We start from the raw sequence: 15,075 nt of genomic DNA on the forward strand, positions 1-15,075 counted from the left end.
TATCAACGTTTTATACTCTTCAAAAATACTGATGTTAGGGATTTTTGTCCAGCCTCTTGCTTTTTATGTTATGATAAAAGAAACTATTTTATAGGAGGTTCACTATGAAAAAACACTATTCTCTGCTATCGTTTTTACTGGGATCAATCCTTTTCCTAGTAGCCTGTCAAGCAACCCCAACTAACAGTAAGTCATCCAGCCAACACTCTTCAGTAGCTACAACTTCTTCGAAGTCTACAAGCTCTTCCAGTCTGTCAAGTACTACGTCTACTAGTTCGATCTCAACAAATAAAGAAACAACGAAACAGGAAAAAGAAGAGAACCGTTCTCGTCAATCTGAATCTACCATTGCTAAAAAACACCTTCTACAAGTCACACCACAGATTCAGCAAGTTTCAAACTATTGCGCTCCAACAACTGTTAGCATGATGCTAGCCTCCCGTGGGATACAAGTTGACCAGTTCCAATTAGCTACAGAAATGGGAACCGCCGAACCTTTCGGAACGCATAACCGAGACGCAATTCGAATTCTCAATCGACATCTATTTGGATACGAAACTCCTGCCGAAAAACAAGCAGGATATCGCTTAGAAACCGTGACTACCTTCACTAGTGATTCTGAAGATATGAAAAAATTCAAAGACCGAGTACGAACAAATATAAAAGATGGATACCCTTTGTACTATACCTTTGATAGCTCCAAAGTCTATCCCGGAAAGCCGGGAGAACACAATGTCATCGGTATCGGTTACTTAGAGACTGCCGATGGTCAAGACATCTCTTTACTATACTACCTTGATCCTTCTCCAAACGTCCAAGACGCCGTATATGGAGGACTTAAGGTTATTACTCCTGAAGAACTCTTGTCCGCAATGCTTACTTGCGAGGAACCAAACTATGGGTGGTAGTCATCCACTTCTAATAAGAGAAGTCAGATTTTTTCTCTGGCCTCTCTTATTTTATTGTTCTACTCATAAAAATCAAAGTTAGCTTCTTTTACTACTGTCTTAAATACTTCAGACATCAACTCCTATTTTTTATTACTGTTCATCTCATTTACTGAGAAACATCCTATTTGATTTACTTAGTCTACTCTATTTTTATAGTAAAAAAATAACTAGTTATAGATAAACTAGCTATTTTTAACATTAAATGAATTTCAGCTATTATTAGCACGAAATGCATCAACTAAGGACTAAAAATAGTAGGGCTCAACCAAATTTTCTTCTTTTACTCTTTTGGTCTACGCTTGAAGATTTTCAAAAAAGGTCTATAATAGGTCTTAATAGAAAAGGAGAATCTTATGAATTCATTACATCAATCATTAACCGATCGATTTTTTGCTGATTACGAAGCCAATCAGCACTTTGCAGCTACGGAAAATGCAGTAACCCACAATGGTATCTATGCTTCTCTTGAAAAACGCAGCAGCAGTGTCGAAAATACCCCTGTTTTTTCCATTGATTTAACCAAAGACAAGGTCAGCAACCAAAAGGCTTCCGGTCGCTGCTGGATGTTTGCCGCTCTCAATACCTTCCGCCACAAAATGATCGCTGGTTTCCAATTGGAAGATTTTGAACTCTCTCAAGCCCATACCTTCTTTTGGGATAAATATGAGAAATCCAACTGGTTTTTAGAACAAATTTTAGCGACAGCTGATCAAGCATTAACCAGCCGCAAGGTCAAATTCCTCTTAGATGTTCCTCAACAAGACGGTGGTCAATGGGACATGGTCGTATCTCTCTTTGAAAAATACGGAGTTGTGCCAAAATCAGTCTATCCAGAATCCATCTCTTCCAGCAACAGCCGTGAACTCAATGCTGTCCTCAATAAATTGCTACGCCAGGATGCCCAAATTTTACGTGATTTGGTGACAGCAGGCCAAACTCAAGAAGCTATTCAGACAAAAAAAGAAGAACTCTTGCAAGAAATCTTTAACTTTCTTGCCATGTCGCTTGGCTTACCACCTCGTACCTTTGATTTTGCCTACCGAGATAAGGACAATCACTACCATAGCGAAACAGGCTTAACTCCGCAGGAATTTTACAAAAAATATGTGGATATTCAACTGGATGATTACGTCTCCATCATCAACGCACCGACTGCTGACAAACCGTATGGCAAGTCTTATACCGTTGAAATGCTCGGAAACGTAGTGGGCAGCCGACCTGTACGCTATCTTAACGTGGAAATGGATCGCTTGAAATCCCTTGCTATTGCTCAAATGCAGGCTGGTGAAACGGTCTGGTTTGGGTCTGATGTCGCTCAATCTAGCAATCGTAAGACAGGTGTCATGGCAAATGGCATGTATGATTTTGCTTCTAGTATGAAAATTGACCTCCACCAAGATAAGGCTGGTCGTCTTGACTACGGTGAAAGTCTGATGACTCACGCAATGGTCTTAACGGGTGTCGATCTTGATGAAAATGGCCAATCCATTAAATGGAAGGTTGAAAATTCTTGGGGAGACAAGGTTGGCGATAAGGGATATTTTGTTGCAAGCGATAGCTGGATGGACGAATATACCTATCAAATCGTTGTCCGCAAAGAATTCTTAACAGAGGCAGAGCTTGCAGCCTACAATGCAGAGCCAATTGTTCTTGCACCATGGGATCCAATGGGAGCATTGGCTAGCAAATAAGCAAACGTAAATCACTACAAAACGCTGAGAACGTGAATAAAACTCTTCAAATATTAAAAACGAGGCTGGACACTTTTGTCTTAGCCTCTTTTTATATAATCTATTTCGAGCTACTTTTATCTCCTAATGCTCGAATGGCAAGAATTTTACTTCTTCTAAGCCGATACTCTATAAAAATCATGAGAATGATTGCCTTGATTTAAAATGCGTCCGTTATTTCTTTTTGGTTTATCAAGCCCCTTTTTAGAAAAAAAGCTATTTTTTTGTAAAGGCTTTCTTCCACATACGGTAGGTCAAATAGGCCAGTAGGCCTCCTAAGGTATTCGTCCACAAATCATCTACTTCAAAGACGCGTCCCGCATCAAAGAGGAGATCTAGCAATATTTGGGTACACTCGATGAACAAGCTGATACAAAAGCTATAACAGATGACCGCTCGAAGGCTCTGCCATTTCTTAAACAGAAAAACAAAGGCCAAGACAAGGGGATAGAGTAGAAAAATATTAGTCAGATTTTGTAGTAAAACCAGCCACCAATCAGCCAGACTGTCCAGCTTATCAGCATTCACAAAACTGTTAAAGGGAATTGGCAAAATATAGAGTCGACCAATTTGGACGATGCCTGGCGTAGAAAACATCTTGTACTGAGGGTAAATATTTTGTGGCAGAAAGCACATGCAACAGATTGCAAGAGCATAAATCCGTGCTAAGAACAAGGTGGTTTTTCGACCAAGCGGAGTCAATTCTCCATCCTTTTGGAAGACTTGTTTCATGCCTGAATGCCTGCCTTTGCCTTAGCTGCAGCAATACGGGCGCGGGCCGATTCACGATCCTTCTTCATCGTATTGGAACGCAGCTGACCGCAGGCTGCATCAATATCGGTACCATGTTCCTGACGGACAACGCAGTTGACACCATTTTTCTTAAGGCAATCATAAAAAGCAGCTACTCTTTCTGGCGTAGAACGGCTGTACTGGTCATGCTCGCTGACAGGATTATAGGGAATCAAGTTAACATAGGACAACTTGCGAATATTTTTAGTCAAATCAGCTAGTTCCTGAGCTTGTTCCACACCGTCATTGACTTCATTCAACATGATGTATTCAAATGTCACACGACGATTGGTTGTCTCGATATAATCTTCGATTGCTTCAAACAAGACTTCAATCGGAAACTTACGATTAATCCGCATGATACTAGAACGAATGTCATTATTCGGTGCGTGGAGCGAAACAGCTAGGTTGACCTGTACCCCTTCACGGGCAAATTCACGGATCTTCGGTGCTAATCCAGAGGTAGACACTGTAATATGACGGGCTCCAATTGCCATTCCCTTATCATCATTCACCGTCCGTAAGAAGGTGAGGACATTGTCATAGTTATCAAATGGCTCACCAATCCCCATCACAACAATATGACTGACACGTTCTCCCTGATTGCGCTCATCAAAATATTTCTGAACCAGCATAATCTGTGCCATGATTTCTCCACTTGTCAAATCACGCTGCTTGCGAATCAAACCAGAGGCACAGAAAGTACAGCCAATATTACAACCAACCTGAGTCGTCACACAGACAGATAGCCCATAGTGTTGACGCATTAAAACAGTCTCAATCAACATACCATCAGGTAATTCAAACAGATACTTGACTGTTCCATCTTTTGATTCTTGCACAATCCGCTGCTTAAGAGGATTCACAACAAATTGCTCATTGAGCTTCGTTATTAACTCCTTAGATAGATTGGTCATTTCTTCAAAGGTCTGGACACGTTTACGATACAGCCATTCCCAAATCTGTGTAGCACGAAATTTCTTTTCGTCCTGTGCTAAAACCCAGTCTATCAAATCAGTGCGGCTAAGGCTATAAATTGATTGTTTCATACGTCTCCTACTTTTGGCGAATCACAAAACCACGTTTGGCTTCTTGTGATTCACCGTGATTCTTTTTCTTGCTTTGTTTCTTGCTACGTTCAGGCTTCTGCTGCTTTTGTATACGTGGAGTATTTTTCTCATTTTTTTCTTTGACAGTAAATGAGCGCTGGTTCTTACGATTGCTCCGACTGCGGCGCTTGCGGTTAGGCCGTTCTTCCATTTCTACCGCTAATTCCTGCGGCTGATTATTCCCTAAAACAAAATAGGCGCAGCCAAAATTACAAAATTCTGTCAAATAATCATCTAATCGACTAATTTTTATATCTGATTTTACAGCCTTGTCATCCTTATAAAAGCCTTTCAAGCGGAGCTGTTCATTGCCCCAATCTCCCACAATGTAATCAAATTTCAACATAATAGGGGAAAATCGCTGACCAAAAGCTGTCTGATCAAAGGCTTCACGGTAGTCTTCCAAGAGGTCTAGCTCAATACTTTCTGCAACAACCTTATCTCCAACACGGGCAAAACTAGGTCCAGGAAATTTATTATAATTATATAATTCTGGTGCAATTTCTTTTTTCATCACGCCTCCTTTTCTCTTTCTTACTAACCTTACCATTATACCACGATTGTAGAAATTTTTGATAGGCTAGTGGTAAATAAGAGAAATTTCAGAACATTCTCATATTCTCTGAACTACTAACAAAAAGAGCCTATTGGCCCTTTGTTTTTTTCAGATAATCAATCGCTTCCTGGACATTGGTCACTGGAACAACCTGAATAGTCAATTTATCTCTTTTCACAGCTTCCATTGCTTCTTCATAGTTCGTTTTAGCATCTGGTTTTTGTTTTAAGATTTCAGGATCAACAGGATTATTGGGAGCAAAGAAGATACTTGCCCCAGCTTTTGCAGCAGACAAGACCTTCTTATCCGCTCCACCAATATCACCGACAGAACCGTCTTGCTCAATCGTTCCAGTACCTGCAATTACTCGTCCGTCTCGCAAATCAGGATCAGCTAACTGTGTGTAAATGGCAAGCGTAAACATTAAACCTGCACTCGGACCACCGATATTACCAGTTTGGAAATCAATCTTTTCACTACTTTTAACCTCGGTATGGTCAACTAGGCCAATTCCAATGCCATTTTTCCCGTTTTCGAGTCTAATAATTTTTCCTTTGGCGGTCAATTCCTTACCAGAACTGAGATAACCAACCTCAACATCGCTGCCTAATGTTAAACCACTGACATAGTCAATGAGTTCAGGCGAACTCTTAAAGGTCTTGCCATTCACACTCACAACGGTGTCTGCAATATTCAAAATCTGCTTAAAAGTCGAATCATCCGTCACATTGAGGACATAGACCCCAAAGAACTCCAAAGAAGTGTCTTTCTTAGCTAGTTTTAAACCTTGATATTTCGCCATATTTTGGGAAGTTTCCATATAGAATTGATTAATCCGGTAAAACTCTTCGCTATTTGCGCCTCCTGCCAATTCTTTCTTGGGAATGATGTCCGAATGGGAATCAAGAGCAGCAAACAAGAGCTGAACAGCAGTAGCAGGTTTGACTTGGATGTAGACAAAATTATAGGAGCCGGGTTTGTCATCTTTTTTCCCAGCCACGGTCAAGACACTTCGAATATCAGAAGCTCCACCCGGACTTTCGACATAGTAGGGAAGGGGAAGAAAACAGCTACCCATAAAAGGACAGTCGAGAGAACTATCGAGAGAATCAGAAGTAATTTTTTATTTTTTTTCATTCTTTTGTAATTCCTTACTAATTATTTCTGGCACATACGGACGGATGTCTTGGTGGAACTGCAACAATTCCCTGACCTGACTAGATGAAACAAACTTGTATTCTGGCTTGGCCAAGAGATAAATCGTTTCTAGTTGAGGAGCCAACTCACGATTATAAAAATCAAAACTAGATTCGTATTCCAAATCCATCCCATTGCGCAAGCCACGTACTAAATAACTCGCACCAATTTCTCTTGCCACATCCACCACCAATTTCTCTTGTGCAACCAAGACCTGAACTGTTGGCATATCTGCTACTACTTCTTCAATCAAGCGTTTTCGCTCTGAACTAGCAAGCAGACCTTCTTTATGCGGATTAACAAACACACCTACATACAGGACATCAAATAGCTGGCTAGCCCGTTTAATCACGTCCAGATGTCCATTTGTCAGTGGGTCAAATGACCCTGTAAAAAGTCCAATTTTATCTGACATAGACTGTTACCTTACTAATTCCATATCTTTTTTCTTTCCAGACTCCCAAGTCAGCAATTTCTTCTGGTAGCTCAACCTGCTTATCCGTTTCACAGACGACCATGACCTCTTCTGCCAGTAAATTTTTCTGACATAAGGCTGTAACGGTTTCTACAATTGTTTCCTTCGCGTAAGGAGGATCTAAAAAAACGACATCAAAGGGACCTTGCACCACTTGTAAGGCTTGCTGGGCTTCCATTTTCAATAATTGAAACTTCTCAGCTTCCTTAGTCATCTGAATATTCTCTGCGATGATGAGTTGCGCTTGCCGGTCTCGTTCCACCAATACAGCTTGATCCATTCCACGCGAAATAGCCTCAATGGACAAGCCTCCGCTTCCTGCAAACAAATCTAAAACACGACCTCCGTCAAAATAGGGACCAATCATATTAAACATCGCACCACGCACCTTGTCCGAAGTCGGACGTGTCGTCTGACCTGGCAAGGTTTTAAGCGGTCTACCACCATAATTTCCAGAAATAATTCTCATAGTTCTTATTATAGCATAACTGCTAGCAATCTGAGCTGTAAAAAACATCTACACCACGACAGACGCATGAAGAAAATCATTCGTTGAAAAAGTTGTGAAAACAGCAAAACGCCTACTTTGACAACCTTATTTTAAAAAAATTCGAAGGATTTTCGAGAAATTCTCTAGTTTTTCATCCTTTAATACTACATGAAAGTTTCTCTTTCGGCAATTACAGGTCTGGTTTTTCAATATTTCAGAATAAAAAATCATATTTTATACTCGTCAAAAATCAAAGTCTGATGTCGTTACCTCACCTTGCTTCAACAGTCCGGGGGACTGTTGAAGGTTGGAAATAAGGATTATGTCATAATCCTCAGCTAACATTAGTCAGAACTAGTGGCACAGTGGAGACGAGCCAAGCTCGTTCGATTTTCAGCCTTCCATAATTCTCGATTGTGGAATAATCAGATTTTGATTTTTATAGAGTATTAGAAATAATTTGGAAAAATTTTCTTCATGCGTCTGTCGTGCATCTACACAACTTTAATAAGTAAGCAAAAAGAGCAGTCTTGCTCTCTTTCAACGATATTCAGTTTAGTTTGTTTTCACTTTTCCATCCCAGCTATTTAAACCATAGCTCAGAATGTAAATATCATTAAATCCTTGCTTTTTCAAATAGAGAGCTGCTTGTGTCACAAATTGTCCACGGTCATTTTCATACAGCAAAACTGGCTTGTCTTTACGAAGGGCAGCAAGGCTTTGCTTTAATTGCTGATAAGGAATATTACGTGCTCCCATGATATGTTTTTTGCGGTATTCTGTTGGCTCACGTAAATCAATCAGTTGCCCACTATAGATTTTCTGTGCAAACTCATAATTTTCAACGACCTTGGCTGCTCGACGTAAGCGCCAATAATTGAAGCCCATCCACGCTCCTAATACAGCTACAAACAATAGTAATACATAAAGTGTTGACATTTCCTACTCCTTTTTCCCTTGATAGTTTAATTCCAAACGATGTTCCCGTCTTAAGACCAATTCAGCCTCCATGTACTCCACTCGGTCAAGCAATCCAGCCTCATAAATCCGCTGCAGTTCAATTTGCATCATCTCAATATCATACAAGCGATTTCCCATGTAAATGATGATTCCAAATTGCTTTAATAACTGTTGCACATCATAAAGTTTCTCCATAGAAAAAGTGTAGCAAAAGTTGACCAATATTGCAATTGAAAAGAAGAAACGGATTATCGCTCTTCTTTCTTAAAGCGAATATAGGCTCTGACTATTATATACAGCCGATGACCTACCATAATGAGCAATATCCACCATAACACTTGCTGAATAATGGCATATCCTGTTGGGAACAATCGAGCCAGCAAGGCAAAACCAGCCAAATAAGCTAATAAAATTATCAGATTTCTCATTACAATCCTCCAAACTCCTAGTAAGCAAACTACGAAAACGCATTCCTAACTAAAATCATAACACATATTCCTTAAAAAAACAAGTTTGCCCAGTTTGTTCAACACCTATTGAAAACTATGCCATGTCAGATGTAGGGGAAAGCAAGAACTGCTAACACCATTGTAAAATCCATTTGTAACAGCCTCCTAGATTTTACTGACAGAACGTTTCTCACTATCCCAACTTGTAGCAGTCCCTCGGATTATAAGGTTAAAAGCAAAGCTTCTTTTATTTCCAACCTCCAATAAGATCAAGGCTACATTGATAGAACCTACAGTTCTTTTATTTCCAGCTTGTAGCAGTCTACTAGACTGCATAGACAGAACTTACAGTTCCGTTATTTTCAACTTCTAACAATCCACTGAACTGCATAGACAGAACCTACGGTTCCGTTATTTCCAACTTGTAGCAGTCTACTAGACTGCTACAACCACCCATTTTCTTTGGCGGTGTTGGCGGCTTCGGTGCGGTTTTCGGCACCTAATTTGCTGAGGATAGTGGTCATGTAGTTGCGAATGGTTCCGTTTGACAGATACATTTGGTCGGCAATTTCTTTGTTGGATAGGCCTTGTGCGACTTTTTGGAGTAGGATTTGTTCCTGTTTAGTCAGGGGATTTTTCATAGTGAAAAAGCTCTCCATTAACTCTGGCGAGTACTCTTTTTGTCCTTGGAGTACGCGTTCAATGGTTCGCATCAACTCAGCAATGCTGCGTTCTTTCAGTACATAGGCATCCACATCTGCTCGAATTGCACGTTCAAAATAGCCTGGCCGTTTAAAGGTCGTCACCATAATCACTTTTAAGCTCGGCAGCTCCTCTTTTGCCCATTCAAGGACATCGAGCCCCGTCATCTCAGGCATCTCAATGTCTAAAATGGAGACATCGATTTTTTCCTTTTGTAAAATAGCTTGCGCTTCTAAGCCATTTCTCGCTGGAAATACTTGGGCTACACCGTCCTGTAATTCCAAGAGCTGACAGAGAGCGTCCCGCAACATGCTTTGGTCTTCAGCGACTAAAATGTTCATCTTTGTCTCCTTTCGGAATCTCTAGCTGAATTTGTGTCGGCTGTTTGCTAGAAATGATTTCCATCCTGCCTTGATAGCGAATGAACCGATCACGAATGGAATGCAATTCCTCACCCGTCACCTGCTCAAATCCAATCCCGTTATCTTCTACTAAAACTCGCACCCAGCCGTCTTTTTCACTCAACTGAATGCGGCAACTACTTGCCTGACTGTGCTTGATAAGGTTATTCCCCAATTCACGCAGGGCCATGGTCAAAGCGGTTTCTTGTTCTCGACCGATTGCTATTTCTTCTTTCTCGATGGTCAAGGCAATCCCTGCCAGCTCAAGCATATTTCCTAAAATCTGCAACTCTTCTTCAAGACTGTGTACTTTTACGGCTTGGACAATCTCTCTGACTTCCTGCATCGAATTTTTGGCAATATCCCGCAAATCCTGTATTTCTTTTTGTGCCTTTTCATAGGCTCCATGCTCCATAAGAGTTAGGGCTAACTCACTCTTGACACTCAACATGGCAAAGACATGCCCCAAGGTATCGTGTAAATCTTGCCCAATCCGATTGCGTTCATTTTCCGCTAAAAGCAGGTTGATAGAGGCATTTTTTGCTGTTAATTCCTGTTCAATCTTTGTTTGCTTGATGATCTGCCTCATGGCATACAACATCCCTAGGCAGACCATATCCATAATTAAGAGAAAAATTTGTGTGGCAACATCTGTATCAGCCAGAACAGGGTAGAGGGTGGCGAGGAATACAAGATAAAAGCTTATATAGCGAAACCCTATCAGCTTATCGTCCCCAAAACGCCAGACCAAAATATTCGATAGGAAAAAATTGAACATAGAAATATTGGGGCTTCCATTAAAGGTAACGAAAACCACATAAAAGCAGAGATAGAGCCAAAAGAGGTTGACTACTAGCGGATGTTCCATCATCACAATACCAAGATAAGCAACAATAAACAAAATCGTCAACCAAAAGATATAAAATGGATAGCCACCGCTTAGCGAATAATAAAAGGGAAAAACCAAGTACAGCAAGGATACATAGTACATGATATGGATTTGTTTGAACTTATGCAGTAATCTCACCTTATCTCACTTCCTGTTTCTTTTTTAGCACTAGGGTTATGCCTGTTATTATTATAGTATACAATAAGACCATTAGTAAAGAGGTGACTTGCAGATGATGGTCGTTGATATAGCGGAGAACCAGTTGATTTGCATAGTAAGATGGGGTAAAATGAGCTACCGACTGCATCCAGTCAGGAAGAGCTTCATAGGGCAGCCAACTACCACCAAAAATCGCCAACACAAAATACAAGAGATTGGCAACAACAGACAACGTTTGCCGATTTTTAAAGAGTGTCAAGGCAAGCCCAATCGCCAAATAAACCATGCTGGTTGCAAGCAATAAGAGGGAAGACACCAGCCACTGTTCCGTTGTCATTCTTACATCTCGAAAAATTGCCCCAACTGCAAAATTGACCATAATCGAGATGACAAACGAAACAAAAACGTTTAGCACTTTGGCAAGGTAATACTGGGAAAGGGGGACGGGAGAATGCTGAATCTGCAAAAGCCAGCGACTCTGTTTATCTGTATCAAGCATGGATGGAAAAGCATAGAGCCCAAAACTGCTCATACTAAAAGCCGTCATCGTCAGCAAATAATTTCTCGTCAACGCTGCTGCATTTTCATAGGATGAGTCAAACATAGAAGAAAACAAGAGGAAAAAGAGGACAGGCATGCCAATTCCCATAATAAATCCAAAGGCATTTCGCTTGGTTAAGAGGTATTCAATTCTTAATAGAGCTTTCATTATGCTTCCTCCTTGGTCGTATCAAACAGGGTATTGAGTAGGGTTTTATTGGTCATTTCAATCTCCATGATTGGGCAGTTGACTTCCTGTAACGCTTGCCAGACTACATCTGCTTCCTTGGTCATAAAACGGAGACGATCATGACTTTCTTCCATGCCATAGGTATTCTCCCACGATTCCACCACCGCTCGATACTCTTTTGGAATAGTGAATTGCTTTTCCCGCTCTTCAGAGCGCATTTTAAAAGGAGTCGTATCCCGCAAAAGCTGTCCTTGGTGTAAAACTAAAATACGGTCTGCTGTATGCTCGACTTCTTCGATATAATGGGAAGAATACACAATGGTCACACCCTTTTCTTTTAAGTCACGGATAATTTCCCAGAAACGCTGGCGGGTTGATGTATCCATAGCCGTTGTCGGCTCATCTAAAAAGAGAATGGACGGACGACCAATTAAGACCAATACAAAGGACAATAAACGCTTTTGACCGCCAGATAATTTCTCAGCTAGCTGCTGTTTCTGCTCAGGAGAAAAACGCAACAGGGCATCAATTTCCTGATTCGACAAGGAATTGGGGTAAATTGCTTGAAAAAAGGCTATCAATTCGCTGACCCTGAGGTCGCTAGGAACAGCATTTTCCTGTGGCAAAATACCGACTACTTTTTTCAAAACTGAATCCGTAACTGGACTCCCCTGAATACGAATACTACCACTTGTCACAAACCAATCTCCCAATAAGCAAGATAGCAATGTCGTCTTTCCAGCACCGTTTGGCCCAATAAGAGCAACACACTCACCTTCTCCAATCTCAAAGGAAATATCTCGCAAAACCTGCTTTCCCTTTATCGTTTTTGACATGTTTTTGACTTCAATCATGCTCATTTCTGACCTCCTTTTGTAACTTGACTCATTTTCACTATAACAGCTTTTGCCTAAATTTTAAAAAAGAATTACTGATTTTCAATTGGTGCATGCCAGCTCGCTAAATACGAAAGTAGGCGACGGTCACTATCTTCTCCCGCTTCTCGGTTAGCTTTTTCCGTTCCTCCCATCTTCATATACATTCCACCTGCATCTGCTACGCCATTTCCAACAAATATATGCCCTGCTTCTGGATAAAGGTGCACCATCGTCTTATCTGGTCGGCGAGCCTTTATCTCCTCCACCATCTTGCCACTTTCCCACACTTGATCATCCCCTCCTGCAAATAACACGATATCTGCTTTAGCTTTCTCAATTGGAATCCGTTTCATTGCTCGCTCTTCATCCATATCAACTGCTGCCTGATACAATTTCAAGTAAGAGATAGGTGATTTGGTCACGAAATCCCAAAACAAAGCAAGAGAACCTGCCTTAGTCATATCAACGTAGGGAATCGGTTTTCCTGCTTGTGACCAAGATGACGAAATATTTTGAAAATCCAATCCTGCAAAGACATAGCCTGAGGGCGCATAAGCCACCACATGATCAATCGAATCATATAAAGAAGCCAGAAGAAGACTATACTCTGCTCCTTTTGAAGCCCCAATCAAGGTAATAGGTCCTGACTCTCCTAAATCTTTACGGATATAGTTTTCCATTTCTTCATAATACTCAACTGGTACGTCGACCAAGGTTTCCTGCTGATTGGGCATACCAAAGAAGAACAAGGCTAAGACCCTATAGCCGTTTTGGGCTAACATTACAGCTCTTTCATAGGCTGGACTTCCTTCTGAGCCACCAAATGTGACGATGACACCCTCATGCTTGCGAAGTTTCGGTTTCAAGGAAAAGCCATTGAGATAGTTTCCTTCAATATGCTCGACCGTGACCCCCTCAATAGTCGTATTATACAGGGAAATATCTTGGGGATTGCTATAATGAGATAGACTTCCGATTTCCTCTTGTTGATACTGTCGGTCGTTCCACATTCGTAGTCCAACGATACTCAGAATCCCTGTGAGAACAACGACAACCAATCCTAGCAAAAAACGTTTCATTTACTTATCCTCCTTTTGTAATTTCATGAGTTTCTTGAACAGCTAACTCATCTGATCGAATATATAAACAACAGGCATAGACTTCCCACGGAAAACCTCCTTCAAACTGTCGCCCTACAAAGTGATAGGTAGCAACTCCTGCAAGGGTTAGGACAATGACTTTTACAATCCACTGTTTCATGATACGCTCCTTTTCTTTTTATTACTAGTATACTCCTTCTCCTTTTTCTCACTAGATAGATTTGTCATGGAAAAATGTGACAAATGTCATATGATAGCAAATAAAATCCTCACTGACTTTTAAGTTTGCCTTGTTCAGTGGAAAACGTCTAGCTATACTATCCATTTCTCCTAAAAAAGACATAGAAAAAAGGCTGGTTCCCCAACCTTTTTCAGACTTTGATTGTTGTCGCTATTACAAACCTGGCGCTTGTCCTAACTCTGCTTGCAGCATCCAAATATGTTTTTCAAGGCTAGCTTTTGCACCGTTGAAAATGTCGTTTGTCACATCATCTCCTTCTGTATCCGTCACATCTAGTCCTTTTTGAAAAAGTCCGACAAGGTAACGGAAAACTTCTACAACACGTCCCAATTGTGCTTCCATAGCCAAGCTATAATCACCTGGTACTTCTTTTAACTGGCTATTATCGCTAAATTCTTTCAAGGTAGAAAATGGTGCTCCACCCAAGGTAATCAAGCGCTCGCTCATCTCATCAAGATAGCTATCCAATTCTTCCATGTACTCATCCATTTTTGGATGCCATACAAGGAAGCCACGTCCACGCATATACCAATGTACTTGGTGCAAGATAGAGTGAGCAACTGACAAATCAGCAACTGCTTGGTTTAACAGTGCCTTTGTTTCTGGTTCTGCTTGAGGTTTTGCAAAGCTCGCAATTTCAGCTGGAGATTGGTAAAATGGATTCATCATAAGGTCATACCTTCTTTCTCTTATTTATAATCATTATAAATAAAGAAAAAGGAAATTGCAAGCTTTTAAGACTTTATGAGAAAAGTTCCACGATTCACAGAAAATAATAGCAGGCAACTTGTGACAAAATAAGATATAATAGAAATCAATAAAACAAAGGAGAAACCTATGAAAACAATCGTCTTCGTCTGTCTTGGCAATATTTGCCGTAGCCCAATGGCTGAATTTGTCATGAAAAATCTCACAGATCAACTGATTATTGAAAGTCGTGCAACTTCTTCATGGGAACATGGCAATCCGATTCACAGAGGAACACAAGCTATCTTTCAGCAGTACCACATTCCCTACAATCCTCAAAAAAAATCCCAGCAAATCACACTAGAAACAGCTGAAAAAGCTGATTATATCATCGGAATGGATAGCCAAAATATCGCCGATTTAAAGAAAATGTTACCAGAGCGATTGCATACGAAAATTCATCCTTTTGCTACAGAAAGTGTGCCTGACCCTTGGTACACAGGAGATTTCGAAGAAACCTATCAGATGGTAACAGAAGGCTGTGCTACTTGGAAGGATCGTCTCTTATAGGCGATTTTTT

19 protein-coding genes are annotated in these 15,075 nt (G+C 40.7%); 3 read left to right on the forward strand and 16 right to left on the reverse strand.

Translation table 11 applies throughout. From position 1 onward, the window contains the following. The first annotated feature begins 104 nt into the window (after positions 1 to 104). Positions 105 to 908, forward strand: a complete 804-nt coding sequence (locus A4H00_RS00945; protein ID WP_067086214.1) for a C39 family peptidase — start codon at positions 105 to 107, stop codon at positions 906 to 908. A 395-nt stretch (positions 909 to 1,303) separates the two neighbouring features. Beyond that, positions 1,304 to 2,641, forward strand: a complete 1,338-nt coding sequence (gene pepC / locus A4H00_RS00950) for an aminopeptidase C (protein ID WP_067086217.1) — start codon at positions 1,304 to 1,306, stop codon at positions 2,639 to 2,641. A 255-nt stretch (positions 2,642 to 2,896) separates the two neighbouring features. Here pepC and A4H00_RS00955 read toward each other — a convergent pair whose 3' ends face one another. The 16 genes from A4H00_RS00955 to A4H00_RS01025 all read right to left on the reverse strand — a co-directional run bounded on the left by A4H00_RS00955 (position 2,897) and on the right by A4H00_RS01025 (position 14,474). Beyond that, the gene (locus tag A4H00_RS00955; protein ID WP_067086220.1) at positions 2,897 to 3,412 is read right to left on the reverse strand and encodes a VanZ family protein; all 516 of its coding nucleotides are present in this window, start codon (positions 3,410 to 3,412) and stop codon (positions 2,897 to 2,899) included. Then, positions 3,409 to 4,521, reverse strand: a complete 1,113-nt coding sequence (gene rlmN / locus A4H00_RS00960; RefSeq protein ID WP_067086221.1) for a dual-specificity RNA methyltransferase RlmN — start codon at positions 4,519 to 4,521, stop codon at positions 3,409 to 3,411. The genes A4H00_RS00955 and rlmN overlap by 4 nt, the downstream gene beginning before the upstream one ends. 7 nt (positions 4,522 to 4,528) lie before the next feature. Next, the gene (locus A4H00_RS00965; RefSeq protein WP_067086225.1) at positions 4,529 to 5,095 is read right to left on the reverse strand and encodes a YutD family protein; all 567 of its coding nucleotides are present in this window, start codon (positions 5,093 to 5,095) and stop codon (positions 4,529 to 4,531) included. A gap of 130 nt (positions 5,096 to 5,225) precedes the next feature. After that, a complete protein-coding gene (locus A4H00_RS00970; RefSeq protein ID WP_157770963.1) occupies positions 5,226 to 6,215 on the reverse strand; it encodes a SepM family pheromone-processing serine protease in 990 nt (329 codons plus the stop codon). 45 nt (positions 6,216 to 6,260) lie between these two features. Beyond that, positions 6,261 to 6,749: a pantetheine-phosphate adenylyltransferase gene (coaD, locus tag A4H00_RS00975; RefSeq protein WP_067086227.1), complete on the reverse strand. Its 489-nt coding sequence runs from the start codon at positions 6,747 to 6,749 to the stop codon at positions 6,261 to 6,263. Then, entirely contained in the window at positions 6,739 to 7,278 is a 540-nt protein-coding gene (gene rsmD / locus A4H00_RS00980) for a 16S rRNA (guanine(966)-N(2))-methyltransferase RsmD (protein WP_067086230.1), read from the reverse strand. Before rsmD ends, coaD begins: the two co-directional genes overlap by 11 nt. Before the next feature lie 576 nt (positions 7,279 to 7,854). Next, a complete protein-coding gene (locus A4H00_RS00985) occupies positions 7,855 to 8,238 on the reverse strand; it encodes a rhodanese-like domain-containing protein (RefSeq protein WP_067086235.1) in 384 nt (127 codons plus the stop codon). 3 nt (positions 8,239 to 8,241) lie between these two features. Beyond that, positions 8,242 to 8,454: a YqgQ family protein gene (locus tag A4H00_RS00990; protein WP_067091343.1), complete on the reverse strand. Its 213-nt coding sequence runs from the start codon at positions 8,452 to 8,454 to the stop codon at positions 8,242 to 8,244. Between the two features lie 53 nt (positions 8,455 to 8,507). Next, complete coding sequence (locus A4H00_RS00995) at positions 8,508 to 8,687, reverse strand: hypothetical protein (protein ID WP_067086237.1); 180 nt, start codon at positions 8,685 to 8,687, stop codon at positions 8,508 to 8,510. A gap of 464 nt (positions 8,688 to 9,151) precedes the next feature. Beyond that, a complete protein-coding gene (locus tag A4H00_RS01000) occupies positions 9,152 to 9,751 on the reverse strand; it encodes a response regulator transcription factor (protein WP_067086239.1) in 600 nt (199 codons plus the stop codon). After that, positions 9,732 to 10,838 carry a sensor histidine kinase gene (locus A4H00_RS01005; RefSeq protein ID WP_067086245.1) on the reverse strand — a complete coding sequence of 369 codons (1,107 nt, stop codon included), beginning with the start codon at positions 10,836 to 10,838 and terminating at the stop codon, positions 9,732 to 9,734. The genes A4H00_RS01000 and A4H00_RS01005 overlap by 20 nt, the downstream gene beginning before the upstream one ends. A gap of 1 nt (position 10,839) precedes the next feature. Next, the gene (locus A4H00_RS01010) at positions 10,840 to 11,568 is read right to left on the reverse strand and encodes an ABC transporter permease (RefSeq protein ID WP_067086254.1); all 729 of its coding nucleotides are present in this window, start codon (positions 11,566 to 11,568) and stop codon (positions 10,840 to 10,842) included. Next, a complete protein-coding gene (locus A4H00_RS01015; RefSeq protein ID WP_067086256.1) occupies positions 11,568 to 12,449 on the reverse strand; it encodes an ABC transporter ATP-binding protein in 882 nt (293 codons plus the stop codon). Before A4H00_RS01015 ends, A4H00_RS01010 begins: the two co-directional genes overlap by 1 nt. A 68-nt stretch (positions 12,450 to 12,517) precedes the next feature. Continuing rightward, entirely contained in the window at positions 12,518 to 13,546 is a 1,029-nt protein-coding gene (locus tag A4H00_RS01020) for an acyl-CoA thioester hydrolase/BAAT C-terminal domain-containing protein (RefSeq protein ID WP_067086259.1), read from the reverse strand. Between the two features lie 4 nt (positions 13,547 to 13,550). Then, the gene (locus A4H00_RS11745) at positions 13,551 to 13,727 is read right to left on the reverse strand and encodes a hypothetical protein (protein ID WP_157770964.1); all 177 of its coding nucleotides are present in this window, start codon (positions 13,725 to 13,727) and stop codon (positions 13,551 to 13,553) included. A 234-nt stretch (positions 13,728 to 13,961) separates the two neighbouring features. Beyond that, on the reverse strand, positions 13,962 to 14,474 hold the full coding sequence (locus A4H00_RS01025) for a Dps family protein (RefSeq protein ID WP_418080450.1): 513 nt from the start codon (positions 14,472 to 14,474) through the stop codon (positions 13,962 to 13,964). Between the two features lie 171 nt (positions 14,475 to 14,645). On the opposite strand from A4H00_RS01025, the gene A4H00_RS01030 reads away from it, so the two are divergent. Next, positions 14,646 to 15,065 carry a low molecular weight protein-tyrosine-phosphatase gene (locus A4H00_RS01030; protein WP_067086265.1) on the forward strand — a complete coding sequence of 140 codons (420 nt, stop codon included), beginning with the start codon at positions 14,646 to 14,648 and terminating at the stop codon, positions 15,063 to 15,065. Positions 15,066 to 15,075: the final 10 nt, after the last annotated feature.

The organism is Streptococcus marmotae, from assembly GCF_001623565.1.
GTDB lineage: Bacteria > Bacillota > Bacilli > Lactobacillales > Streptococcaceae > Streptococcus > Streptococcus marmotae.